A 24,829-nucleotide genomic window follows, 5' to 3' on the forward strand; every position below is an offset into this window, starting at 1 on the left:
ACAACCCCCCCTCACAAGATCACATCATTCAACACGTCGAGCCAGTCCCTGAGCAGCCTCGTGATCAAGAACTTCTCCTTCACCGTCCTCCTCGCGTTCTTCCCGAGGCGCCGGGCCAGGCCGTCGTCCTGGAGGATCTGGACCACCCGCTCGGCACACCCATTGATGTCCTGCGGGTCGACCAGGAATCCATTCTCGCCATCGGTGATCTGGAGACCGATGCCCCCCACCGACGAGGCGACGACCGGCCGTCCCTTCCAGAGCGCCTCGGTGACCGTGAGCCCGAACCCCTCGCGCAGCGACTTCTGCACCACCACGTCCGAGGCCCGCTGGAGGGCGTTGACCAGGATGTTATTCTCGCTGTTGATGACGATGACATCACCGTTATTACTGAGTTGCGACGCCTTGCGCTCCACCCGCTCGAAGATCTCCTGCCCTTCGGGATCGTCTGCCGCCATGCTCCCGCAAAGGACAAGCCGGCAGTCCACCTCCTTCTCGACCTCCTGGTAGACTTCGAGGACACCCTCCGGGTCTTTCCAGGTATCAAAACGCGAGATCTGGGTGATCAGGGGTTTGTCGGTCGGGATGCCGAACTTCTCGAGGTACCGCTCGGCCAGGTCTTCGGGGATCTCGATGTTTTTGGGGGAGAGCGGGTCGAGGGCCGGGTGGACCACCTGCTGCTCCACCGGCAGATCCTCCTTGAGATATCTTGTATTGGAGACGAGCATCAGATCATATCTCAGCAGATACTGCTTGAGATAATCCCAGAGTTCTTTGTTCGGGTCGCTGAGGTCGATATGGCAGCGCCAGATCCAGGGCTGCTGTTTTCGGCAGCACCTGACAAGGGGAAGAGGTTGGGGGTCGTGGATGATGACACAGTCGTGATCGATGTGGGTGTAGACCTTGAAGTCCTGACTCGCCCTGACATACAGGCTCTTCTTCATCTCGGTGAGGTTCACCTCGGCGCCCTGGAGGGCATTGTGGAACTTCTTAGTGATAGTGAAAAAGTCCGGATTGCCATGAAGAATCCTCCAGCCCATGTCGACGCCGAGGTCGTTCATGAGCGGGACCACCGAGGAGAGAAGTTCGGCCACCCCTCCCCCCTGGTAGGTCGAGTTGATGCAGAGGACATGTTTGCCGGTCAGGCCCCTGGCCTTCTGGTAGATCTCATAGATCTGCCGGTCGCTCACGATCCCATGGTAGTCATCCAGGCTTCGCATACCGTCTCCCCCGGGTGCGTCCATGCACCCACCCCCACGGGAACCCGCGCCCTTATATCTCTTGCCCGCCGTCAGGCCGGAGGCAGTCTTCGAGGAGGGCTCGCACTTCCCTGAGCGACCTCACATGGACCCTGGCCTTGGAGAGGCCCATCCCGACCTTGACCGAGCACGCCCCCTCAGGAAGGGCCTCGAAGAGATATTCGTCGGTCCAATCGTCTCCCACACCAAGGACAAAATCCCATGGACCTTCATCCAGCCACCTGGCCGCCGCCCGCCCCTTGTTGTAGCCGGCACTCTTCACTTCGAGCACCCGACTCCCTTTCAGGATGTCCAGGTCGCGATGGGCGGTCAGGTCAAAGAGCATGCTCCTGAGTTCCTTCACCCTGGCAGAGGCCAGGTCGGGATCGGCCATCCGATAGTGCCAGACCAGGGAGAAGTCTTTCTCCTCGATGAAGGAACCGGGAGTCCGGTCGACGTAGATTTCAAGGACCGGTCTGATCTCCTCCTTCCACTCCTGCTGGAGGGGGCCGGTCATCTGCCACTCGCTGCCAGGCCGGCATGCCCAGACCCCGCGCTCGGCGATGAGTCCGACGTCCAGGCCGCCGAACCACTCAGTAAGGGTCCGGCGGTCCCTGCCGCTGATCATCACCACCTCGGTCCCCTCCTCGGCGGCCAGGGTCCCCAGCAGGGAAAGAAGAGCGGAGTCAGGGACCGCATGTTCCGGCCTGGAAGCAAACGGAGCGAGAGTACCGTCATAGTCGAGGAGAAGGAGACGCCGCCCGGCTGCCTGGTACTTCCGGACCAACCTTTCACGCTGCTCAGTCGAGAGGAGTGAGGCCTCAAGTTCTCTCTGTCTCGTTTTCGTTGCCTTCAGACGCTGCATGAAGTCCCTGGCCCAGTGGAGGATATGGTAGCGCCGGAGCCGTTCCTGCATCCACCGGTTCCGCCGCACCTGCTCGTTCTCGGGCATGGTGAGGGCATCCTTGAGGGCGCCGACCATCTCCTCGGTGTTGAAGGGGTTGACGATGATCGCCTCGCCGAGTTCGGCGGCGGCGCCGGCCATCTCGCTCAGGACCAGGACACCAAGGCCGTCGTGTTTGGTGGCCACGAACTCCTTGGCCATCAGGTTCATCCCGTCCCGCAGTGAGGTGACAAAGGCGACGTCCGCGATCTGGTAGAGGGCGACGAGAGTCTCGAAAGGGAGGACGTCGTAGAGGTACCTGACCGGTGCCCAGTCGATGGTGCCGTGCTTCCCGGTGATCTCACCGACCAGCCGGTCCACCTGCCGTTTGAGGGTACGGTACTCCCGCACCGCCGTCCGGGACGGGACGGCGACGACGATGAGGACCACCCCGTCCCTGTACTCGGGGTAACGCTGGAGAAAGAGGTCGAAGGCGCGCAACCGCTGCGGGATCCCCTTGGTGTAGTCGAGGCGATCGAAGGAGAGGATGACCCGTCTGCCGCCGTACTTCTCTCGCAGCCGTGCCGCCTCCTCCCTCACGCCCGGATCATCGACCGCCCCGGAGTACCGGGTATAGTCGATGCCCATCGGGAAGGTGTCCACCTTCACCAGGCGGTTTCCGGTCAGGATCTCACCTGAGGTGTGCTGGTACCCAAGGATCCGCCGGACGCTGTCGGTGAAATGGCGGACATAGTCGTAGGTGTGGAACCCGATGAGATCAGCACCGAGGAGGCCTTCGAGGATCTCCCGGCGCCAGGGGAGGATCCTGAAGATCTCGTAGGATGGGAAGGGGATATGGTTGAAGAACCCGATGGTGGCCCTCGGGAGTTCTCTGCGGAGCAGGGCAGGGAGGAGAAGGAGATGGTAGTCATGCACCCAGATTATGTCGCCCGGCCGATACTCCCTGACGACCGCCTCGCAGAAGGCCCGGTTCACCTGTTGATAGGCCTCCCATGAGACATTCTCCCAGGTGCTGCTGGTATGGAAATAGTGGAAGAGCGGCCAGATGGTGGAGTTGCAGAAGCCGTCATAGTAGGCACCTATTTCGTCGGCGTCGAGGAAGACCGGGATGCAGGCGCGTTCCTCCAGCATGGCGGCGACCTCTTCCATACCTTTCTCGCCGAGTGTCCCCGAGTCGGCGCCCGGCCATCCGACCCAGACACAGTTGTGGTCCTGGTAATAAGATGCGAGTCCTGTTGCAAGTCCGCCAACGCTCGGCTCCACGCTGAGATTCTCGCCGTCCTGCCGGACACTGTACGGAAGCCTGTTCGAGATGATGAGCGTCCGCCGCCCTTCTGTGCCGGTATCGATCGTTCCGTCCCCCGACCCAGGATCTGCATTCTTTACAGATAATCTTTCTCTGACGGTCGGGGTCGGATCCGGTCGGCATCCTCCGACCCCGTTAGTTCACGAAAAATTATGATCAGACGACTCTGGTGAATTCCTTAACCACTCTCCTTATGGCAAAGCGGCGGGTGGTTACAGAATACGTTGCCGTCCCTCGGCTATCTTCGTCCGTGGGGGGTCCGGGGGTCTCCCCCGGCGTGAGAGAACAGTTGAAATGTCTTCATCCTTCTGGGGAGTCATGTAGGGGCAAGGGTGTGAGCAGCCCCTCATGGTCACGCCAGAAGAGGAATGCAACAGAGCCAGAATTACTGGATCCTGCGGGGGTGGGAGTGGTCCCCCCTACTCGCGCACCACCGGTGAGGCGTTCTCGTCGAAGGGGTTGGTCCGCATCGCCAGGGAGAAGAGGTACGGATAATTTTCCTTGAGATATGCCATGTAGTCGAGCCACTGGACGACCAGGAGGCGGTAGGCCCGGTTGACATCGTTGTTCAGGTGGGCAAGGTCGGTCGCGGGGGTATGCGCAAGGTCGTCGCGCCGTTCGAGTTCGTCGGCAAGGTGGAAGACCGCTCGCAGCACCTCGGTGAAGTGTTCGTGTTCGAGGAGTACCGGGTTTTCCAGGAGACGCAGGAGGAAGGGACGTTTCTGGATCAGAAACGACCTGATCTCACTGAGTTCGTCGGCGTCCACCGTCACCTGAGAGGGGTGGTCGGTGATACAGGCCCGCACTTCATCAAACTCTTTCGCAGACCAATCGTCCCCGACCATCAGGTCGCACCGGATCGCGTCCATGCCGACGTCGCGGTCGGAGAGCCTGACCAGGAGGCGGGTGCCGACCTCAGAGAAGAAGGTTCCGATGACCATATTCAACTTCTGGAGTTTGTCCCGTCTCGCCCGCACCGTGAGGAGTTGGTTTAAGATGAGCGTGACAAGCAGAACATTGATCGGGAGGAAACCCAGGGCATTGAAGATGTAATAGTAGGTGTTCTCAGGGGTGCCGAGGACGAGGAACTTCACCGTATAGATCGCAACACTTGCCATCACCAGGAAAATTCCAAGCCTGGTCTCCCAGGTTAGCCGTATCATGGACCGATTCATCGTGCATCATGGTTGATGCCCGACAACAAAAAATACCTGCGATTGAAGAAGACGGAAAAAAAGAGTGCGTGAATTTTATACAGGTCGGCTCAGACCCAGCCGCGCAGCTTCATCGCGTCGACGACGCGCTTCATGGCCAAGGTGTAGGCGGCCTGGCGCATGGAGATGCTGTGCTCCTGTGCGATCTCGGCGACCTCGTGGTAGGCGCGGGTCATCTTCTTGCCGAGACGGGCCTGGACATCGTTCTCCTCCCAGCGGTCGAGGGAGAAGTTCTGGACCATCTCGAAGTATGAGACCGTCACACCGCCTGAGTTGCAGAGGAAGTCAGGGATAACGGTGATGCCCTTCTTGAAGAGGATCGCGTCGCCCTCCGGGGAGATAGGGCCGTTTGCAAGTTCACCGACGATGGTCGCCTGGACTTTGTCTGCGTTCGTCTCGTTGATGGCGTTCTCAAGAGCCGCGGGGATGAGGATGTCGACCTTCAGGGCAAGGAGATCGTCGTTGGTGAGATTCTCCGCACCCTCGAAGTCCCTGACTGAGCCGGTCTTTGCCTTGTGGGCGGCGAGTTTCTTGAGGTCGAGGCCTTCTTCGTTGTAGATCGCACCGTGGCTGTCGCTGACCGCGACGATGGTGCATCCGAGTTCTTCGCCCAGGGTGGCGGCGTGAGAGCCGGCATTCCCGAAGCCCTGAATCGCGATCTTCGCCTGGGTGAGGTCGATCCCGTGGTCCTTTGCCGCCTCTTTGAGGACATACCAGCCGCCGCGGGCGGTGGCGTCGCCCCTGCCTGCCGAGCCGCCGAGGAGGATCGGCTTGCCGGTGATGACACCACAGGCATTGTGGCCGACAAGGGTCGAGTACTCGTCCATCATCCAGATCATGATCTGGGGGGTGGTGTAGACGTCAGGGGCCGGGACGTCGCACTCAGGGCCGATGTCCTTGTAGATCGCCCGGATGTAGGCGCGGCTCAGCCGTTCGAGTTCGCCCTCGGAGAGTTCCTTGGGGTTGCAGATGATACCGCCCTTGCCGCCGCCGAGGGGAAGGTCGAGGAGAGCGCACTTCCAGGTCATCAGTGCTGCAAGAGATCGGATGGTGTCGATGGTCTCGTGGGGGTGGAACCTGATCCCGCCCTTCGTGGGGCCAAGGGCACTGTTGTATTGGACACGGAAGCCCTGGAAGACACGGACTGTGCCGTCGTCCATCCGTACCGGGAGGGCTACGTGGATCTCACGCATCGGAGTTTTGAGGAACTCCTCGACATTCGGGGAGATCCCAAGGAATTCGGTACACGAGCAGATCTGCTTCTTGACATTTTCAAAGGGGTTCTCATTGGTCATTGGATTCACCAGTTTCCCTCTAATAATTAACCGTAATCGGGCTTATAGATGCCGAATGGGCCGAATAATAATATATTGCAGATAAAGTTTAAAAAACCCCCGATTTTGAATTTGTGAGAGGAATACAGACGATAAAACGTGGCCGCCCACGAAGGAAGGAAACTTCCTACCTGCGCCCCTCGGGGGCGGTGCAGAATAGCGAGCGGTGAAGGGAAGAAGGAGATGCAGATGGTGTAAAAAAGAAGATGAAGAGATCTGAAAATTCTACGATCAGCATAGGCAGAGTGCTCGTCACTTCAGTGGTGAGATGAATATTGTTTTCACCGACAACCAGATCTCAGGAAAAGATAATAGTGCGGTTCTGTTGGATCCCTATTCTGGAGTGTGAATCAGTGGCTGACCACCTCTCACCACGCGTGGACTTGATACGCAGAGGACAGGAACAACCTCTGAACAATCATCTCCTCTGCCTTCCCGCCCCTATCGCAATCCCGTGGGTCCGGGGGCAGAGACCCCGGCGCGATTCATGGGGGAAGGCACGTCGATCAGACGTGCCGCCCCGACCGCAGAATCTTCACCGCCGTCTCGCACCGGGGGGCGTTGCCCCCCGGACCCCCCACGGATGAAGATAGCCGAGGGGCGGCAGTTGAACAGTATCCTTCAGGTGCCCTGTTGCGAGGAGAGGAATCAAGTACCCCTTCGCACTCAGGAGAACTACAACGAGAAATTTTCATCACGTATGCTTGAGCCAGGGGTTCATGCCTGATTCTACAGAATCCATGAAGATTCTAAGAACAAAAAAAGAGGATGAAAGAATCCAGAGATTCTATTCGGCTGCAGAGGACTCAGCCTCTACCATCAGGGAACCGAAGATGAGCCGTTCGAGCACCTGGGCAACATACTTCATCCACTGTGTCTGCTCGATATTCTCATAGCGGTGGATGTCGGCATAGACCTGGAGGCGCACCAGCGCGAAGCGCAAGTGCTCGAGTTCAGGGTCAGGGAGGGCCGAGGCTGCGGCGACGATCGGTTCGAGCCGATCCGGAAACGTCGCAACATCCGCCAGGACCGCGGCGATCTCGGTATGGATCTCCAGGGGCTCCCCGGCCCCCCGGAGCACCCGGAGAAATTTTTCCATTTATTCCTCGACGACTTTGACGAGGTTCTCCATCACGGCGTCGATCGCCTTCCAGGACGAAGAATCGTTGTGCCGGTTGATGAACGGCCTGCCCTCGTCGCCGGCCTCGCGCATCGCAGGGTCGATGGGGATGGCCCCGAGGAATGGGACACCGAGTTCCTCGGCCGCGATCTTGCCGCCGCCCTTGCCGAAGATGTCGATCTCCTTGCCGCAGTCAGGGCAGATGAGACCGCTCATGTTCTCGACGATCCCGAGCACCTTGAGGTCGAGTTTCTCGACAAAGCGCACCGCCTTGCTTGAGTCGAGCGTCGAGACCGCCTGCGGGGTGGTGACGATGACCGCACCCTCGATCCGCGGGGCGAGCTGGATGATCGAGAGCGCCTCGTCGCCGGTTCCGGGCGGGAGGTCGACAACCAGGTAGTCGAGGTCGCCCCAGTTGACTTCCTCCAGGAACTGCTTGATCGCCGTCATCTTCATCGGACCGCGCCAGATCACCGGGGTCTCGCCATTGGGGAGGAGGAACTCCATCGAGACCACCGAGAGGTTGCCGGTCACATGCACCGGCTCGATCTTGTTGCCTGCCACCATCAGTTTCTCGTCCTCAACACCGACCATCTTGGGGACATTCGGGCCGTGGATATCCAGGTCGAGGAGACCGACATTCTTACCGTGGTTTGCAAGCGCGAAGGCGAGGTTGACCGAGACCGTGGTCTTGCCCACACCGCCCTTGCCAGAGAGGACAAGGACCACATGTTTCACGTTCAGATCTACCTTCGGCGGGAGGCCACAGGTGGCCTGCCCGTTCTCGTCCTTCTTAGCGCTCGGGCAGGTGCCGCAGTTGCCGTCGCACTCTGATCCCTGTTGAGACTGATTCTCTGCCATGACTATCTCCTCATTTTGTGTGCTCTCAACACTTCTATAAGTATCTGTTTGCGCGGCCCTTAAATAGTTTAGATCCAGGCAACAGACCCCGGAAAGGAACCAGAACATCTCGCCCCTACGGTCCCGCCCGTGAACGCGACCCCCAGGTTAAGTTTATCATGCCGACGACGCCCATGGGGGACGGAGGAGGGAGTATGAAAGGTTATGCCGACCGTCTCCTTGCGGTTGACCTCACCGCGGGGAGGTGCAGAGCACGCCCCTATCCGGACGAGTGGAAGCATGACTATCTCGGTGGCCGGGGCCTCGGGGTGAGGCTCCTCACCGAGATGATCGACGCATCGACCGAACCGCTCAGCCCTGAAAATCCGCTGGTCATCGCCACCGGCCCACTGACCGGCAGCGGTGTCCCGTTGGGATCGCGTTTCGACATCGTCACCAGGTCGCCCCTGACCCGGACGCTTACCAGTGCGAATTCAGGGGGGTTCTTCGGGAAAGAACTGAAACGAGCAGGGTTTGACGGCATCATCGTCACCGGCCGGGCCGAGCGGCCGGTCTATCTCTGGGTCAACGACGGAGCGGCCGAGATCAGGGACGCCTCCGGCATCTGGGGGAAACGGGTGAGCGAGACGGTGCGGGAGATCGAGGCCGAGACCCCGGGGCCTTCGACCGAGGTGCTCTGCATCGGCCCGGCCGGCGAACGCCTCAGCCCGATCTCCTCGATCATGAACGAGACCTTCAGGTCGTCGGGGCGGGGCGGCGTCGGAGCGGTGATGGGGAGCAAGAACCTCAAGGCAGTCGCCGCACGGGGCGAGCAGAAGACGGAGGTCGCCGACCCCGAGGGGCTGAAGGGATTGAAGGCCGCGGTCAGGGCAAAACTCAGGGAGAACCCGGTGACCGGCATCGGCCTCCCGACCTACGGGACGGCGGTCCTGGTCAACATCATCAACGAGCACAACATCCTCCCGACCAGAAACTTCCAGCGCGGCTACGATCCGGAGGCCGGGGCGGTCTCAGGGGAGGAACTCGCGGAGCAGTATCTCAAGAGCAAGAAGTGCTGCTACTCGTGCATGGTCTGCTGCGGGAGACTCACCGAGATCGACGGCGTCGAAGGGGACGGCCCCGAGTACGAGACTCTCTGGGCTTTCGGGTCGAACATCGGGTGCCACGACCTCGGGATGGCGATCCGGGCGAACAACCTCTGCAACGATCTCGGCCTGGACACCATCTCGGTCGGCGGGACGATCGCCGCGGCGATGGAGATGAACGAGCGGGGATACCTCGACACCGGGATCAGGTTCGGGGAATGCGAGAAGGTTCTCGATCTGGTCGAGGCGATCGGCGAGCGGCAGGGGATCGGCGACGCACTCGCCAAGGGGAGCGCCGCCTTCACCCGGCGACACGGCCATCCCGAACTCTCGATGGGCGTGAAAGGGCAGGAACTCCCTGCCTACGACCCCCGCGGGCTTCAGGGGCACGGCCTGGCCTACGCCACCTCGGTGAGAGGAGGCGACCATGTCTATGCCTACCTCATCTCGCCGGAGGTGCTCGGTCTCCCCGAGGCACTCGACCCCTTCACCGACGAGGGGAAGGCCGATTGGACGAAGGCCTTCCAGGACCTCACCGCCGTCATCGACTCGATCGGGATCTGCCTCTTCACCTCCTTCGCCCTCGACGCCGACGACTATGCGGCGTTGGTCAGGGGAGTGACCGGCATGGAGATGAGCGCCGCCGACCTGATGGTGATCGGCGAGCGGATCTGGAACCTCCAGCAGCTCTTCAATCTCAGGGCCGGGTTCACACGTGCGGACGATACCCTGCCTGGCAGGCTGCTTGCCGAGCCGCTCACCGACGGCGCACCAGCCGGGAGGGTCTGGAGACGCGAGCCCTTGCTCTCAGAATATTACCGGGCCCGCGGCTGGGACCGGCACGGGGTTCCGGACCCGGAGAAACTGAAGGAACTCGGGATCGCCTGGGCGGCACCGCTTCCCGTGACATGACCCAGAAGTAGAGGCTGCCAAGAAGCCCGAGGGCCCCGGCCGCCCAGAAAACCCCAAAGACCCCGGCGACGTCCATGACGACGCCCGAGAGGAGGGGGCTTATGATCATCCCGACGGAGAAGGCGGTGTTGAAGACCCCGAGCGACGCCCCCACCCCCCAGACCCTGCCCCGCTGCACGGCCATGGCGGCGGCCGCGGACATGGAGAGAGCAGTGCCGAGGCTTGTCAGCGAGCAGGCGAGGAGGAGGGTGACGAAGTCGCCGGAGAACGGGATGAGGAGGAGAGCCACCGAGGAGACGACCGACCCGGCGAAGACCAGGCCTCTCTTGTTGCCGTGGTCGGCCCGTTCGCCTGACGGGATCTGGAGTACGGCGATGGCGAAGATGTGGACGAAGAGGAGGATGCCAATGCCTTTTGGTCCGATCGCGAGCGTCGAGGCGAAGATCGGGACGAAGGCAAGGATGCCCCCGCGTCCGAGGGCATGAACCGCCCTGAAGACCAGGAGACCTCTCATGCCGGGGTCGGCGGCGATCGCACAAAACGAGTGCTCTGATGCGGGCGGGGGCGGCCTGACCGTTCCCGGCGGCAGGGCAATGGCGAGGAAGCCAGCCGCACCGGCGACCAGGGCCATCACGGTGAACGCCCCCTGCACCCCGGCATACTCGCTGATCACCCCGCCGATGAACGGCCCGGTGGCCATGCCAAGATAGATCGCAGCGTGAAAGATTCCCATCGCCGTCCCTTCCCGGCCGGGCGGTGCCGCTTCGGCCATGCTTGCCATGGCAACGGTGATCACCACCGCGGCCGCCGCACCATGGAGGAACCTCACCAGGAAGAGTTCGGGGGCGGTCACGGCAAAGGGGTACAGGGCCGAGACGACGGCAAAACCAAGCAACCCGGCGACGACAAACCATCGCCGGCCCTCCCGGTCGGAGAGTGCCCCCGCATAGGGAGAGAAGATCCCGCGGGCAAGGGGGAAGGCCGCAAAGATGAGGCCGAGAACCAGGCCGGAGGCGTCGAGAGCTCCGGCATAATAGGGCATGAGCGGACTGATGACGCCGAGCCCGGCCATGGACGCAAAGACCGCTACCGAGGCGATCGCGAGGGCTCGGATGTGAGGAGAGATATGAAACGCCGTTTGCCCCTCACCTTCTGGATTTCCCAGGGATCTCGATCAGCGGCAGAGAGGGCTTGAGGTCGAGGAGGGGGCTGCCGTCAAGGGCCTCAAGTCCCTGCACCCGGAGGGTCGTCCCCTTGATTGCAAGGAGGTCGACGACCGAGAGGGCGATGGGGTTGGGGCGGTGCGGGGACCGGGTCGAGAAGACGCCTCTCGAACGGGTCTGGCCGGGCGGGGTCGCCCTGAGAAGAGAGCGGTCTGCACGGTCCAGCCAGTAGAGAACGACCAGACGATCGCACCCTTCGAGGTCTTCGAGCCCCTCCGCATACGCGGGGTAGACCTCGATCTCGGATTCCACATCGTTCAGCCACCCCTGACGCGGAGCGTCGTCGGGTGTTGTGTATGGGGACCGGATCGTCCCGATCGCTACCAGTTCCATCATCGCTCATCTCCGAGGGCGGACCCGCACTCCTCCCGATAGGTGCAGGACCGGCACCGCACCGCCGCGTTGTGGTTCCGCCTCGCGGTCCCGTCCTTCAGGCAGGTCCGCATCTCGTCCACGGTGGCAAGGACCTGTTCCCTGAGGTCGGGGGTGAACTCGATCCGGTGCTGCCCCCCGTTCCCGTAGACCAGGGTTCCGTACGGGACCGAGGTGCCGTACCGCTCCTCGACAAGGATACAGTATGCGGCGAGCTGGAGGATGTGGTTCCAGTACGGTTTTCTCGCCCGTCCGCTCTTCACCTCGACCGGGATATAGGCCCCGGTCATCTCGTCTCTGAGCACATAGTCGGGTTTGCCCGAGATCCGGTGTGCCTCTGAGAAGAGCACCTCAGACGGGGCGTCGAGGTCTGAGTAGAGCAACTCGCCTTCGGGGATCCCGAACTCCTTTCGCACTGTCCGGGTCTGATAATATTTTCTGAGAGCGACGGTGAAGAAGACCGTGGCAAAGACCAGGAGGAGCAGAATTTCCATGTAGTTCCCAACCTTCCCGCCCATTGCACCCTCCCCGAGCAGGACGATGAGGGCGAGGGCAAGGAGAGCATAGCCCACGACGGTGAGGAGCCAGAAGATCCGCCGTTCTTGTTCGACCTGGAAGAGGGTCCTGCCCACCTCGGCATGCACCCGGCGGCCCCGTTCGACCGATGGCGTGACCGGTTGGGTCGGGGCTGTTTTGCTCCGCTGGAACTGCCATGAGAGCGCACAGTATGAATATTCGGCGATCTCAGAGGCCGAAACCACCGGGACGTTCTGCTCTGTCTCGTTCATCCCCTTTCCCTTCTGTCGAGTGCAAGGTTGCAGAGGGCGTCGGCCCTGCTGACATAGCGGTCGGAGCGCCGTACCGAGGAGAAGGTGACCTCGCTGAACGCTCCGGCAAGGGTGAAGACCTCCTCTCTGAGGGTACGGAGGTGTTCTTTGTTCACCCGGTATTCCCCGCGCAACTGGCGGACCACCAGTTCGCTGTCCGAGTGAAGCGCGACCGGCCCGTCGGTCCAGTCCATCGCCTCCCTGAGAGCGTTGATCACGGCCAGATATTCGGCGGTGTTGTTGGTGGTGACACCGGCAAGCCCGGAAGACTCGTGAACGACCTCACCGTCTCTGACAAAGAGATAGGCATAGGCCGCGGGCCCCGGGTTGCCCCTCGATGCCCCGTCGGTATAGATGGCCAATCCCCCTCTTTCCGTAGTGGTCATCCTGATACAATGGTGGGGGCCGCCCCCAGATATGGATACTGGTCAGGGAAAAAGAAGAGCATGAAGATGAGCGCGTCATCTTCAATTATTCTGCATATCAAGACAGATGATCCGGTAGCCCTTGACGGCCTCCCAACCGACGAAGAGGACGCCGGCGAGGACGAGCAACATCCCCACCAGGAAGGAGGCGATGGTGAGGAGGCCAAGGGCTTCGATACCTCCCAGCACCGAGAGGCCGATGAAGATCGAGGTGAGGACGAAGAACGCCACTGACGCTGAGTAGCAGACGATGGCGTCCCTCTCGAACTGTGCACGTGTCCGGAGTTCTGAGAGTTGTTCGAGCACGCACGAGAGGCGCGGGTCGTCGTCTTCCTGGCGGCCGGGTGCATCGTGGAGATGGATCCGCTTCTCCTCGTCAAGGACGCGGATCCGGTTGAGCACCACGGAATATTTGTTGCTCATGCCGAGGAGAAGGAGACCGCAGGCCGAGATCATAAGTCCGGGGGCGAGCATGGTCTGGATGATGTCAGCGGATGTCACAGGATCCTCCAGGTTTTCATTCGGTTTACTATAGGACAGCATGGAAAAAATATCTTGGTGAAGAGGCGGCATTCTCCATCCTCTCTGGAAAAAGGAGATCAGATCTTCGGTCGGCCTGCCCTGATCACCTCTGCGATCCGGCCCATCTCCTCTGCGAGCAGAGCGATGATATCGTCGACCGTGATGATCCCGGTAAGGGCGCCCTGCCCGTCCACCACCGGGACACGCCTGACATTCCGTTCCCGCGCCTTCCCCAGCGCCTCGTAGAGGCCGGCGGTGGCCGGGAGGACCATGAGGTTCCCGGTCATCACGGCGCGGACCGGCACCTGCGCCGGGTCCAGGCCCTCGGCAGTGACCCGGACGGTGATGTCGCGGTCGGTGAGGATCCCGACCGGCCTCTTCTCCTCCACCACGACGATGCTCCCCACATTCTGCTCGGCCATGATCCTGGCGGCGTCATAGACCGGTGTCTCAGGCGGGACCGTCACCACCGGCACCTGACAGCAGTCCATCAGTGTCATCTATTCCATCCCCTCCGTTGCGTCACCCCTCTGGGGAAGCGAATATTTGAAGATGCGCGCGCGCCGAACCTGCTGACAATGGCGATCGAGGTACCGGAATGGGAAGAACTGGCCCGGGCCCTCACTCACAGGGGGGCGGCGGGCACAATCTATCTCCTCGGAGCCACCGACACCGGCAAGACCACCCTGGCCTCCTTCCTCCTCGGTTGTCTCGGTGAGCGGACGGCCTACCTGGATGCCGACGGTGGCCAGGCCGCCCTCGGGCCGCCCGGGACACTGGGCGTCGTCCTGCCGGGTGGGGACATCCGTCTCCGTTTCACCGGCGCGCTCACGCCGACGCGGGCGCTGGATGAGACCTTCGAGGCTCTCGGAGCCCTGCTCATGGAGGCATACGCGGCGGGCGCGGAGACGGTGGTCGTCGACTCCTGCGGATATGTGGAGGGGCGGGGCGGCGTCGCCTTCCAGCGCCGTTCGGTGGCGGCCCTCAGGCCCGACCATATCATCGCGATCCAGCGGGGTCGGGAACTCGAACCTGTCCTCGGCCCGTTCAAGGGACGGTTCGGCCCGAAGTTTCACCGTATCCCCCCGTCACCTCATGCACACGAACGATCACGGGGCGAGAGGCGGCGGTACCGGGAAAGAAACTTTGCAGCCCATATGGAAGGGGCGGTCAGGACAACTTTCCCTCCTGACCTCCCGGTCAGGGGGGCGGTCCCAAAAGACCCGAACGGGATGGCCGCTGCGGTCTGCGACGCCGCGGGGTGGGTCCTCACCATCGGGGTCGTCGAGGAGATCGATGAAACTGGGGTCACCCTCCTGGCCCCGCCGCCGGCCTCCGGCGTGCCGGCCTTCATCATGATGGGACAGTATCGGCCCGGTCACCGCGGCCGGCCGGGCACAGCGTGAAGGAGAAGGCCGCCCCCTCCTCAGGCCGGCCAGGCACCCGATCGCCGACCCGGATCTCGCCGCCGTACCGCTGGACCAACATCCGGGCAATATACAGCCCCATACCTCTCCCGGGCTTCTGCTGTCCGTTGCGGTAGAGACGTTCGAAGACGCGGGGTTTGGCCGGGTCCGGGATCCCGGGACCGTTGTCCGCTACGGTGATCACCGCACGGTCGCCTTCCTCCCTCACCGAGACTATGATCCGCACCCCTTCTCCGCCGAACTTGATGCTGTTGCCAAAGAGATTTCCAAAGACCCGGCCGAGCAGTTCGTCGGCGAGGACGGCCATGCCGCGGCCTTCATACGAGAACTCAGGCCCCTGAAGGCGGGCGGCCTCGGCCCTGACCACCCGGTCGAGCGGGACCGGGCGGAGGGCCGGTTCCTCTTTCCGGCACGCCCGGATCACCCTGACCTCCTCGATGATCTCGCAACTCTCCCTGATCCCGGAAAGGCACCGTCCGGCGAGGGCATGTTCCTGTCCGGAGAGGTCATCCATGAGCAGGTCCAGAGAACAGAGCGAGACCATATTGGCATTGTTGATATCATGGGCCATCAGGTCGAGGTAGAACTCGGCCTCCTCACGGGCGGCGGCGAGGTTCTCGGTGAGGACGGCCCGGTGAACAAGCCCGCCGATCTCCCGGCCGACCGCTTCGAGGGTCTCCTGCTCGATGGGAGTGAAGCGATGGGGGCTGCTGCTGGCGGCGGCAAGCGCCCCGATGACCGCACCCGACGGCCCGAGCACCGGGACGGCCGCGACCGAGTAGATCCCGAGTTCTCCCTTCTCATGGGGAACGCCAAGATAGGCCTCGGCATAGGAGGCGCGGCCCTCGCAGAAGACAGTATGCCAGTAGCCTTCCCGCTCACCGGGCCCGACACTCTCGGGGAAATACAGGCGATACAGACCATGGTATGCCTGCAACCTCGCCGACCCGCCGGCGCGATCAGCCAGATAGACCGCCCCGGCATCGAAGTCAAGGAGCCTGACGGTCAGCCGCGCCACATTGGTCAGAACCTCGGCAAGGGTGCCAGGGGCGGCGGCCGCCCTGATGATGGCGTTGAGGATGGCGAGACGGCGACCGGCCTGCTTTTCGGCGGCGTCATCGGGGAGGAGAGTGACGGTCACCTGGCGGCCCCCTGATCCGGGGACCGCCTTCCCCCGCACCTCGCAGAGGTCTGAACCGATGCAGAGGGACACCGAGGCAGCACCCTCCTCTCCGGCACGGGTGAGGAGGATAGAGAAGTCCGGCGAAGAGAATGTTTCCTCCGGCACTGACAGAAACCTCGTGTTTGCATCGATTACCCGACCGTCCCGGTCGACCACGCCGACAGGCATGGGGAGAGACTCCAGCACCGCTACGAGATCGGGATCATCCATAGTCATGACTTCAGATCACCTCTCTGGCAGGAATAATAAAAATATGGAATTGAAAGGGGATGGTGTCGATCAACCCGGTCCCCTGAGAGGGGAGAGGGCTGTCATCCGATCTCCTCGGTGGGCATGGGTACCCCGGTCTGCACCGGCGGGGGCGCGGTCGGCCCGCCGAGGACGACCGCCCCGGCGCGGGTGCAGTCGGGAAGAGCGGTCAGAACAATCGATTGTTCAGAGACGGTGGCCAGGGTCTCGCCGAACCGGACGGTCCGCTCCACCCTCCCTTCCCATGACGGTTCATGAGTGACAGTGCCGATATGGTCGATGCCGTCCTTTTCAGAGACAGTAAAGATGTACGCACCGTTCCACGGTGTAGAATACCCGGTGCCGTCCCGGTCCCGGTCAGAAACCGGGAGGGCGAGGACGCCGCGCCTCTCGTCGAAGAAGAAGGCCTTATGATCGTCGAGGGCCGGGGAGTGGGTTCTCCCGGTGCCGATGACCGCGGTGTCGATGACGGCCGGGGCCGAGACATTGCCGACGTCGAAGAGGGCGACCTTCAAGCCGCCGGTGACGGTGCCGCCCCACTCGTTCACCGTCGTCTCCCGGCCGACGCCGATGAGGCAGTGATCGCCGCAGGGGTGGAGATACTCGGAGTAGCCCGGGATCTTCAGGGCGCCGAGGACCGCGGGCTTCGTCCCCGATAGGTCGATGACAAAGAGGGGGTCGATCTGCCTGAAGGTGACGAGGTAGAGACGATCGCCGATGAAACGGGATGCATAGATCCGCTCGCCCGGGGCGATTCCCTCGAGGGCGCCCCGCACTTCCATCCGGTCGTCGAGGAGGTAGACCCCGCTCGTGCTGTTCCCCTGGAAGGAGGTCGTCGCCACCCTGAGGGTGTCCCCGGTCTCGTCCATCGAGAACTGGTTCTTCACCGTGCCGTTGACCATGCCGGTCGCCGCATACGCAGCACCGCCGGATGTGAGGGCGAAGCGGTGGATGACTGACCGGCCTGCCGGGCGGTCATGATAGGCGATGTAGAGATTTTTTTCAGAGACGTACATTGTCCCGCCCTCGCCGAGGAGGAAGGAGACCGCCGACGCCTCGCGCCCGCCCGCGACCGGGAAGGAGGCGAGGGTGTGGAATGCGTAATACCGCTGGGGCATGGGCGGGGTGTACATCGGCGGACGAATACCGCCGGCCTCGGGCAGAGGATAGACCGGATACTGCGGGTGTTCCACGGTCATGAGCCAGACTTCGCTGTCGATGAGCCGCGCCTCTTGGAAGGTACCGGTGATGGTGACGGTGTCGATGAGGTGAGGGTTCGCCGGGTCTTCCACCGACCAGATCCGGGCCAGGGTCACGGTCCGGTGCACCGGCACCGGGGCGACGCTCCCCTCAGGGGTGACAAGATCGTCCTGCATCTCCTCGGTGAAGACGACGAGACGGTCGCCCTCCAGGAAGAGGGCTCGGGGCCGACCGTCCACCGCGGTCCGGCCGACGACGGCCGCCTCGTCGGGTGGGACGGCGCGGACGATGACAAACTCATCCTCCCTGAGAATATAGAGGAACTCGCCATCGTTCTTGACGATGTCGGCCTCGTCCACCCCGGCGACCTGGACGTTTGTTGATGAATGGTCGACGCCCCCGGCACCGGGTGCGAGCGGGGCCGGCGGGGCCGACGTCGGTGCCTTCACACCCTCAGTCGCCGTACCAGGCATGATCTGACCCGTGGATTCACGGGACGGGTCTCGGGCATGCTCTTTGAGGAAAACGATCACCTCGTCGTCCGAGGAAAAAGCGCGCAGCCCGCTCTCTTCGATCTCTTCCCCGGCGTCAGGGAGCACGAGGGCGAGACCACCTACAAGAATGATCAGGATGGCCCCGATAAGGGGCAGAAAGATCCAGCGGTCCATAGAGGATCATGGGGACAACATTATATATCAGAATCGATATCTACGAATTTTTTCGCACCCTTCCTCACTTATTCCGGTTTTGGCTTTGTTGAATCAGACATGAGCCGAAAGCACGCCGCAGGCATACCGCATGAAAATTGTTCTGAGCAAAAGGATCTTTGCTCCCTCTCAATCGCCGCCCCTCGCCTATCTTCGCCGTGGGGAGGGTCTCTCCCCGGCGCGAGACGGCAGGTTCGGATCGGTCAGGTGGGGCGGCCCATCTGATCGAAGTGCCTTCCCACACGCTCGCGTCGGGGGCGCTGCCCCCGGATCCCAGGGGTTGCGATAGGGACGGGAAGGCGGGGAAAATCGTTCAGAGGGTGATCCTGTCCTCTGCCGATCTGTCACGCAGGAGCAGAGGTGTGGTCAACCCCTCATGGTCACGCCAGAAGAGGTGTTCAACAGCGCCCCGGTTTCCTGAAAAGAACAATCCGGTTCGTGTTCGTCCCTCCCCGGTTGTTCCTGATCCCCCAGATGTTCGAGGTCTTGGTGAAGACCTGGGTATTGACCATCACGCCCTCAGGCACGAACCCGACCCCCGCCCCGAGCGGGACGACGTGCTCGTCGAGAGAGACGCTGCCGTTACGCACCTCGCCGACCTCGAAGGCGACCCGGCCGCCGGGCTTTGTCACCCTGAAGAGTTCGGCAAAGACCTGGCCCATCGTCTCCTCCCACTCCCTGACCGTCCTCGCCATAGTGATCCCCTCGCCGATCGCCCTGGCGTCCAGGCCGTTGAACCAGCACCTGAGCCAGTTGTCCTTTGCGTACTGAACGATATCGAGAAAGGGGGGCGAGGTGACGGTGAGGGCGACCGAACCTGAAGGGAGACGAGGCGTCGAGGCGGCGTCGCCGGTGAGAAAGAGGGCGTCCTCTCCGGCGCGGCGGAGGGCCGAGAGTTCTTCCTTACTCATCCGCCCGAGGAGCCGCCGGGACTTCCGGAGAATGAGGGCATGGGTGTCGCGGTATTCAGGCACCTGGCCGCGCTTTGTGTTGATCCGCCGCTGACTCTCCGGCGAGACCGCCTGGTTTGGCGGGAGAGTGTAGACCGAGAAGAACCCCCTCGAGTGGCCGGTGAGCCTGGTGGTCGCCACCATCCTGATCCAGCGGTCGACGGCGTCCTCCTCGTCGCCCCGGCCGATCAGGTACGAGCGGAGGGCCACCAGTTCCCCCTCGGTCTTCGGGTGATAGAACATCGAGAGATCGGTCCCGGCACACAGCCCCACACCCCGCGGGATCTCCTCCAGCCGCGCTCGCACCTCGTCGAGGTCGGGTGGGGAGAGACGGGGACGCGCCAGGATCCCGGAGAGCGGATTGGCATCGTTTGCGGCGACCCGTCGGCCGAGCAGCGCGGCCTCGACCGCCGTTGTCCCCCGCCCGCTGAAGGGATCGTAGACGAGGTCCCCTGGCCGGGTAAGAAGATCGATGAAAAACCGCGGGAGTTGGGGCTTGAAACACGCCCGGTACGAGACCTCGTGGATCGACGACGCCTGCCTCTGCCGCGCCGTCCAGAACTCATTTGCATACCGCGGGACCGTCACGCCTCCACAGGTCGCCTCGTCATGGCGGGTCGGCGTGCCGTCGGCCGCGGTGAAGTCCTCAAAGTAGTCGTCGAGGGAGGTCGGTCGCATCAGAGAAGATTTCTCCCCCCGAGTACCTGAAGGCTTCGATCGAGGAGGACTCGATCGATCCGGAGGCTCTCAACAATGCCCGTTTTCCGGCTCCGGAAAAAGCCTCTTCCGGACCGATCACGGAATGATCTCGCAGCCATTGTATCGCTCGTACGCAAAGTCGTCCAGGGAGACGACCCCTTCCCTGATCAGTTCCCTGATCTCGGGGAGAGACGAGACGACGGCATCGCGGAGGTTTCGGACCGTCCCGCAGACCATGTGCCGCCCAACCTCCGGCCAGGGGCGGAGGATACTGGAGTACAGGCACCTCCCCCCACAGAAGTCGATAAGGTCGCAGGCGGTGCAGGGCCCTTCGACCGACACTTCGGGCAGATCCTGCGGTCTGGTCGTCGCCACATTGCCGAGATACCAATCCCGCATCCCGACCATGCAGGGGCACGGGATGATCGTCCCGTCAGTCATGACCGTGTAGTTCGCATACCCGCATCCGCACCGCAACCCCCCCTCCCGACCGAGGAGGAGGTCGGCGGTCACGCCGAGGAAGGGGTACCATGTCGGAACTGTTCCCTCCTTCATCCTCTCCACCCAGTGGCCGACCAGGCGGCGGATGCCGGGGTTGTACGACCCGGCCGCCCAGCGACCGAAGTCCCGCTTCGAGTAGTCGCCCCAGAAATCGGCGTCGATCTGCCAGTGGATCGAGGAGAACGAGTGGTCAGAGTTTTCTGAGAGATAGAGAACCGCCTTCTCGATATCGGTCTTCTCCGTGATGGTCATCCTGGCGATAAGTTCGCCGGTGTAACCCCCATCGAGGAGAGCATGCACATTTTCCATCACCCTCCGGTAGACACCTTTCCCGCGGTGGGCGTCGGTGAGAACTTCGGGGCCGTCGATGGAGACCAGGACCGTCGAGAAGCGGTTCCGATACTCGGGTTCCAGGCGGTCGAGGAGAAGGGCGTTGGTCTGGAGCATGAACCGTCCGATCGGGGCATGGTCCATCACCTCTCTGACGAGGTCAAGGCGCAACAGCGGTTCGCCCCCATAGAAGGTGAGTACGGCACCAGAGTCTTGTGAGAGGAAACGATAGAGATCTCTGAGGTCGAAGGAGAGTTCGGGCGGGACATCCTCATCAAAGGCTATCCACCTCCCGAAGGGGTCGCTCTCTTCGAAGTCCTTGGCCCGACAGTACGAGCAGCAGAGATTGCAAGCGTCGGTGAGAATGAGGTGGTAATACATCTGCTCCATACAAATTTGCAGCGATTCCCGATAAATCTCTCCGCAGAACCCCAATCGATCTGCAACCCATACGGGAGAATTTAAAGAGTCAATTTCCGAAAAAACATATTATAAATAAATATCCACGACATTATATCTACCATAGTCGATTAATTTCTGGACGGAGAATTCAGATGATCACCGACACGACGACAGCACATGAGATCGCCATGCGAATCGATGCCGACATGGCTGTTTCCAGGTGGAAAGATTGGCGCTGGCAGGTCAGCCACTCGGTCAGAGACATCAAGACCTTCGAGCGGGCTCTCGGTATCACCTTCCCCCCCGAAGAACGGGTCGAACTGGAGCGGACGGTCGAGAGGTTCCCCCTCTGTGTCACCCCCTATTACCTCTCTCTCATCGACCCCGAGGACTTCAGAAACGATCCCGTCTTCATGCAGTGTTTCCCCTCGGTCAGGGAACTCGACGTAGAGGACTACGATCTCTCTGACCCCCTGGCCGAGGACGCCGACATGGCGGCACCCTGCATCACCCACCGGTACCCGGACCGGGTGCTCTTCCTGATCTCAAATATCTGTGCGATGTACTGTCGGCATTGCACCAGGAAACGAAAGGTCGGCGACACTGACTCGGTCCCGGTCAGAGAGGAGATCGATGCCGGCCTCGCCTATATCAGAGATCATCCCGAGGTGCGCGACGTCCTCCTCTCGGGCGGCGACCCCCTCATGCTCCCTGACGAGAGCCTCGACCGGATCCTCACCGAACTCGACGCCATCGAGCATGTGGAAGTGGTGCGGATCGGCACCCGCGTGCCGGTCGTCCTCCCCTACCGGATCACCCCCGACCTCATTGAGATGCTCGGCCGCCACCACCCCCTCTGGATCAACACCCACTTCAACCACCCCAAAGAGTTCACTGCCTCTTCAGAGGAAGCGCTCGGGAAACTTGCCGACGCCGGCATGCCCCTCGGCAACCAGACGGTTCTCCTCGCCAATGTCAATGACTGCCCGCGGCTGCAACGCACTCTTGCTCACAAACTGGTCAGAAACCGGGTCCGCCCCTATTATCTCTACCAGTGCGACCTCTCGGAAGGTCTCTCTCATTTCAGAACCTCGGTCGCCAGGGGGATCGAGATCATCGAGAACCTGATCGGGCATACGAGCGGGTTTGCGGTGCCGACCTATGTGGTCGACGCACCGGGCGGCGGGGGCAAGATCCCTCTGATGCCAAACTACGTCCTCTCCTGGGCCGACAACAAGGTGGTGCTGCGCAACTACGAGGGAGTGATCACCACCTACCAGGAGCCCAAGGACTACTCTCCGGTCTACTGCGACGGAAACTGCAAGGAGTGCACCCTTCAGCTCAAGGAAGAAAGTGCCGAAGAACCGGGACCGGTCGGGATCGCCAGGATCCTCTCAGACCTCGACGAGACCTCGACCCTGGTCCCAGAGCATACCGAACGGATGGAGCGGCGCAGCGATGTCTGATGTAGTGGTGACCATCGGGAAGTCGCGGGTTCAGCATGGCCCGGCCAACAACCGGGTCTACCTGATCAAACTCAACCCTGCAGATAGCGCCACAATGCCCGACCGTCTCCTGACCCTTGCACGGGAGCACGGGTACACCAAGGTCTTCTGCCGTGTCCATGCGGGGGCGCTGGAGGCGTTTCTCAAGGCGGGGTACCAGATCGAGGCGCAGGCACCGGAACTCTTCCGCGGGGTGGAAGACGGCTACTTTCTCAGTTATTTCCTCGACCCGACAAGGGAGAGGATCAAGGTGCCTTTCCCACCCGTCCCACCCACGAAGACCGGGGTATGCCTCCCTCCTCCTCTCCCGCCGGGGTATAGAGTGAGAGAGGCGGGCGAAGAGGACGCCGGGAGTCTGGCCGCCCTCTATAAACAGAACTTCGAGACCTATCCGTTCCCGATCGACGACCCTGCCTACATCATATCGGCGATGAGAGAGCAGGTCAGGTTCTTCGTCGTCGAGCGCGAGCAGGACGGCGGGGTGGACGTGGTCGGGGCCTCGTCCGCCGAGATGGACCCGGCGGGCAAAAGTGTGGAGATGACCGACATGGCGATCAGTCCGTCCTGCCGGGGCCTCGGGCTCTCGGTGCATCTCCTGCATGCGATGGAGGCGGAGATGCGGCGGGCCGGGATGATCGTCGCCTACACCATCTCTCGGGCGGCGTGGGAACCGGTCAACCGCCTTTTTGCCAGCGCCGGGTACCGTTACGGTGGTACGATGGTCAACAACACCCAGATCTGCGGGCGGTGTGAGTCGATGCATCTCTGGTACCGGCGACTGGACCGCCCCGCATAAGGCATATATGAGGGCACCGCTATTGAGGGGAGTATGCAGATGTACAGGTGCACCAAGTGCGGTTATGTCTATAACCCGAAGACCGGGGACCAGACGCAGGGGATCGCCCCAAACACCCCCTTCGAGGATCTGCCTGAAACCTGGGTCTGTCCCCGATGCAACGCCCCCAAAAGTGCCTTTGAACCTATCGATTAAATGAACCAGAAAAGCGGACGCGTCGCCTGCGTCGACATGGAGTTCGGGCATATCTACGGGACGCACCGCGCCCTGGTCATGCCCATCGAGGTCGGGGCGGTCATCTATGATCCGATGTCCGACCAGGCAAAATTTGCCGGGATTACCTCGGGCTATGATATCGAGGTCGAGGTCTGGCTGAACACGACCGACGCCCTCGGCCGGAAGACCGGGGTGGTGACGCATGTGGCGAATCCGGGAAGGATGCACACAGACATTGCATACGACCCCCGCCACCGCCTCGACCGGGACGGGTGGCGGGCGGCACGCAAGACCGTCGCGGCATCCTTCGACGACCTCGGGGTATTCATGGAGCGGCTTTGCCTGGAAGAGGAGGTGGAGAGATTTGCTTTCTTCGCCAAGAACATGGAGTGCCGGGCTCTTGACCGGGCCGGGTTCGACCTTGCACCGTACCGGTGTACCGATCTCCAGCGCGATATCAAGACGGCCCTCCACATGAAGGACTTCCTCTCTCTTGACCGCAGCGCCAGCATCATCGGTTTTGAGACAGAAAAAGGAGAAATAAAGTCAAACCGTTTCTCATATTCGGTCCCTGACCGATACCTCCCTTCCATCCGCCCTCACTCTGCGGTCGGGGACGCCGCCAGGATCTTCCTCCTGGCCCGCGAGTTCTATACCGGCACCGAGCGATTCCTCTCTGAGGCGGAGATCTATCTGACCAGATGTGAGAGGGAAGGATCCTCAGCCTGAGGCGAGGCGCTTCCCCAGTTCATAGGCCCGCCGCATGAGTTCCCCATCCTTTGCCGCGTCGCCGACATCAAGAAGTCCCGCACCGACGAGGGGCGCCGCCACCTCGATGCCGAAGAACTCCATGGTGACGGCAAGGTGGGTGGCCATGGGGCCGTAGACGTCGGGGTTCGGGTCGCCCTGCGCAAGGATGATCGCCGCTTTCTTGCCGGGCCTGAGCCTTGAGGTGAACTCAGGGCCCATAAAGGCGTACCACCGGTCGATGAAGCTCTTGGTGATCCCGCTCACCATCCCGAAGTAGACCGGCGAGCCCAGGATGATCCCGTCGGTCTCCTCGATCATCTGGTAGAGGCCGGTCATGTCGTCCTCAAGTTTGCATGTCCCGCCGTCATTGCAGAAGCCGCAGCCCTGACAGTCCAGAAAGGCCGCATCGTTGAGGTAAATCAGGGTCGTCTCGGCCCCGGCGTCCTCCGCACCCTGGAGGGCCTCTCTGACCAGCACCTCGGTGTTCCCGCCAGGCCGCGGGCTCCCGACAAACGCAGTGACTTTCATGATCTCTCTCCGGGAGAGGCATGCCTCTCCTCCTATATCAAAT

General features: G+C 62.1%; 22 protein-coding genes and 1 pseudogene. 6 read left to right on the plus strand and 17 right to left on the minus strand.

Translation table 11 applies throughout. The features are described from left to right. Window positions 1–11: 11 nt before the first annotated feature. From RJ40_RS05010 to RJ40_RS05035, 6 genes are all read right to left on the minus strand, one after another. Window positions 12–1,220 carry a glycosyltransferase gene (locus RJ40_RS05010; protein WP_265582258.1) on the minus strand — a complete coding sequence of 403 codons (1,209 nt, stop codon included), beginning with the start codon at window positions 1,218–1,220 and terminating at the stop codon, window positions 12–14. A 52-nt stretch (window positions 1,221–1,272) separates the two neighbouring features. Further along, on the minus strand, window positions 1,273–3,492 hold the full coding sequence (locus tag RJ40_RS05015) for a bifunctional alpha,alpha-trehalose-phosphate synthase (UDP-forming)/trehalose-phosphatase (protein ID WP_322743913.1): 2,220 nt from the start codon (window positions 3,490–3,492) through the stop codon (window positions 1,273–1,275). Between the two features lie 375 nt (window positions 3,493–3,867). Then, entirely contained in the window at window positions 3,868–4,611 is a 744-nt protein-coding gene (locus RJ40_RS05020; RefSeq protein WP_265582259.1) for a hypothetical protein, read from the minus strand. A 101-nt stretch (window positions 4,612–4,712) separates the two neighbouring features. Then, window positions 4,713–5,957, minus strand: a complete 1,245-nt coding sequence (locus tag RJ40_RS05025; protein WP_265582260.1) for a Glu/Leu/Phe/Val family dehydrogenase — start codon at window positions 5,955–5,957, stop codon at window positions 4,713–4,715. Between the two features lie 826 nt (window positions 5,958–6,783). Further along, window positions 6,784–7,095 carry a hypothetical protein gene (locus RJ40_RS05030; protein ID WP_265582261.1) on the minus strand — a complete coding sequence of 104 codons (312 nt, stop codon included), beginning with the start codon at window positions 7,093–7,095 and terminating at the stop codon, window positions 6,784–6,786. Then, on the minus strand, window positions 7,096–7,977 hold the full coding sequence (locus RJ40_RS05035; RefSeq protein WP_265582262.1) for an Mrp/NBP35 family ATP-binding protein: 882 nt from the start codon (window positions 7,975–7,977) through the stop codon (window positions 7,096–7,098). 194 nt (window positions 7,978–8,171) lie between these two features. Here RJ40_RS05035 and RJ40_RS05040 point away from each other — a divergent pair, with 194 nt between their 5' ends. Beyond that, window positions 8,172–9,974, plus strand: a complete 1,803-nt coding sequence (locus RJ40_RS05040) for an aldehyde ferredoxin oxidoreductase family protein (RefSeq protein WP_265582263.1) — start codon at window positions 8,172–8,174, stop codon at window positions 9,972–9,974. Between the two features lie 19 nt (window positions 9,975–9,993). On the opposite strand, the pseudogene RJ40_RS05045 reads toward RJ40_RS05040, so the two are convergent. From RJ40_RS05045 to RJ40_RS05070, 6 genes and pseudogenes are all read right to left on the minus strand, one after another. Beyond that, a pseudogene (locus RJ40_RS05045) lies at window positions 9,994–11,139 on the minus strand (MFS transporter); the annotation flags it as partial. Continuing rightward, window positions 11,120–11,533: a tRNA (N6-threonylcarbamoyladenosine(37)-N6)-methyltransferase TrmO gene (tsaA, locus tag RJ40_RS05050; RefSeq protein WP_265582264.1), complete on the minus strand. Its 414-nt coding sequence runs from the start codon at window positions 11,531–11,533 to the stop codon at window positions 11,120–11,122. The pseudogene RJ40_RS05045 and the gene tsaA, both read right to left, overlap by 20 nt. Beyond that, window positions 11,530–12,357 carry a CRISPR-associated protein Cas4 gene (gene cas4 / locus RJ40_RS05055; protein ID WP_265582265.1) on the minus strand — a complete coding sequence of 276 codons (828 nt, stop codon included), beginning with the start codon at window positions 12,355–12,357 and terminating at the stop codon, window positions 11,530–11,532. The genes tsaA and cas4 overlap by 4 nt, the downstream gene beginning before the upstream one ends. Further along, entirely contained in the window at window positions 12,354–12,758 is a 405-nt protein-coding gene (locus tag RJ40_RS05060) for a ribonuclease HI family protein (RefSeq protein WP_265582266.1), read from the minus strand. The genes cas4 and RJ40_RS05060 overlap by 4 nt, the downstream gene beginning before the upstream one ends. 105 nt (window positions 12,759–12,863) lie before the next feature. Next, complete coding sequence (locus RJ40_RS05065) at window positions 12,864–13,322, minus strand: DUF2721 domain-containing protein (RefSeq protein WP_265582267.1); 459 nt, start codon at window positions 13,320–13,322, stop codon at window positions 12,864–12,866. 98 nt (window positions 13,323–13,420) lie between these two features. Continuing rightward, window positions 13,421–13,843, minus strand: coding sequence for a CBS domain-containing protein (locus tag RJ40_RS05070; protein WP_265582268.1), 423 nt, complete (start codon window positions 13,841–13,843; stop codon window positions 13,421–13,423). Window positions 13,844–13,921: 78 nt separating this feature from the next. Between RJ40_RS05070 and RJ40_RS05075 the strand changes: the two genes are divergently transcribed. Continuing rightward, window positions 13,922–14,749 carry a Clp1/GlmU family protein gene (locus RJ40_RS05075; protein WP_265582269.1) on the plus strand — a complete coding sequence of 276 codons (828 nt, stop codon included), beginning with the start codon at window positions 13,922–13,924 and terminating at the stop codon, window positions 14,747–14,749. Here RJ40_RS05075 and RJ40_RS05080 read toward each other — a convergent pair. The 4 genes from RJ40_RS05080 to RJ40_RS05095 all read right to left on the minus strand — a co-directional run bounded on the left by RJ40_RS05080 (window position 14,697) and on the right by RJ40_RS05095 (window position 20,979). Continuing rightward, the gene (locus RJ40_RS05080; RefSeq protein ID WP_265582270.1) at window positions 14,697–16,163 is read right to left on the minus strand and encodes an ATP-binding protein; all 1,467 of its coding nucleotides are present in this window, start codon (window positions 16,161–16,163) and stop codon (window positions 14,697–14,699) included. The two genes, RJ40_RS05075 and RJ40_RS05080, sit on opposite strands and share 53 nt — an antisense overlap. Window positions 16,164–16,264: 101 nt before the next feature. After that, window positions 16,265–18,070 (minus strand): beta-propeller domain-containing protein, encoded by a 1,806-nt coding sequence (locus tag RJ40_RS05085; RefSeq protein WP_265582271.1) that lies wholly within the window; start codon window positions 18,068–18,070, stop codon window positions 16,265–16,267. A gap of 437 nt (window positions 18,071–18,507) precedes the next feature. After that, entirely contained in the window at window positions 18,508–19,737 is a 1,230-nt protein-coding gene (locus RJ40_RS05090) for a DNA methyltransferase (RefSeq protein ID WP_265582272.1), read from the minus strand. Window positions 19,738–19,854: 117 nt separating this feature from the next. Then, the gene (locus RJ40_RS05095; RefSeq protein WP_322743898.1) at window positions 19,855–20,979 is read right to left on the minus strand and encodes a TIGR04084 family radical SAM/SPASM domain-containing protein; all 1,125 of its coding nucleotides are present in this window, start codon (window positions 20,977–20,979) and stop codon (window positions 19,855–19,857) included. Window positions 20,980–21,143: 164 nt separating this feature from the next. Between RJ40_RS05095 and kamA the strand changes: the two genes are divergently transcribed. The 4 genes from kamA to RJ40_RS05115 are packed head-to-tail and all read left to right on the plus strand — an operon-like array spanning window position 21,144 to window position 24,237. Then, window positions 21,144–22,457: a lysine 2,3-aminomutase gene (kamA, locus tag RJ40_RS05100; protein ID WP_265582273.1), complete on the plus strand. Its 1,314-nt coding sequence runs from the start codon at window positions 21,144–21,146 to the stop codon at window positions 22,455–22,457. Further along, window positions 22,450–23,292, plus strand: coding sequence for a putative beta-lysine N-acetyltransferase (ablB, locus tag RJ40_RS05105; protein ID WP_265582274.1), 843 nt, complete (start codon window positions 22,450–22,452; stop codon window positions 23,290–23,292). Before kamA ends, ablB begins: the two co-directional genes overlap by 8 nt. A gap of 39 nt (window positions 23,293–23,331) precedes the next feature. Then, window positions 23,332–23,487 (plus strand): rubredoxin, encoded by a 156-nt coding sequence (locus tag RJ40_RS05110; RefSeq protein WP_322743899.1) that lies wholly within the window; start codon window positions 23,332–23,334, stop codon window positions 23,485–23,487. Beyond that, window positions 23,488–24,237, plus strand: coding sequence for a hypothetical protein (locus RJ40_RS05115; protein WP_265582276.1), 750 nt, complete (start codon window positions 23,488–23,490; stop codon window positions 24,235–24,237). On the opposite strand, the gene RJ40_RS05120 is transcribed toward RJ40_RS05115, so the two are convergent. Continuing rightward, a complete protein-coding gene (locus RJ40_RS05120) occupies window positions 24,229–24,786 on the minus strand; it encodes a flavodoxin family protein (RefSeq protein WP_265582277.1) in 558 nt (185 codons plus the stop codon). The genes RJ40_RS05115 and RJ40_RS05120 overlap by 9 nt on opposite strands. Window positions 24,787–24,829 lie beyond the last annotated feature (43 nt).

The organism is Methanofollis aquaemaris (genome assembly GCF_017357525.1).
Lineage (GTDB): Archaea > Halobacteriota > Methanomicrobia > Methanomicrobiales > Methanofollaceae > Methanofollis > Methanofollis aquaemaris.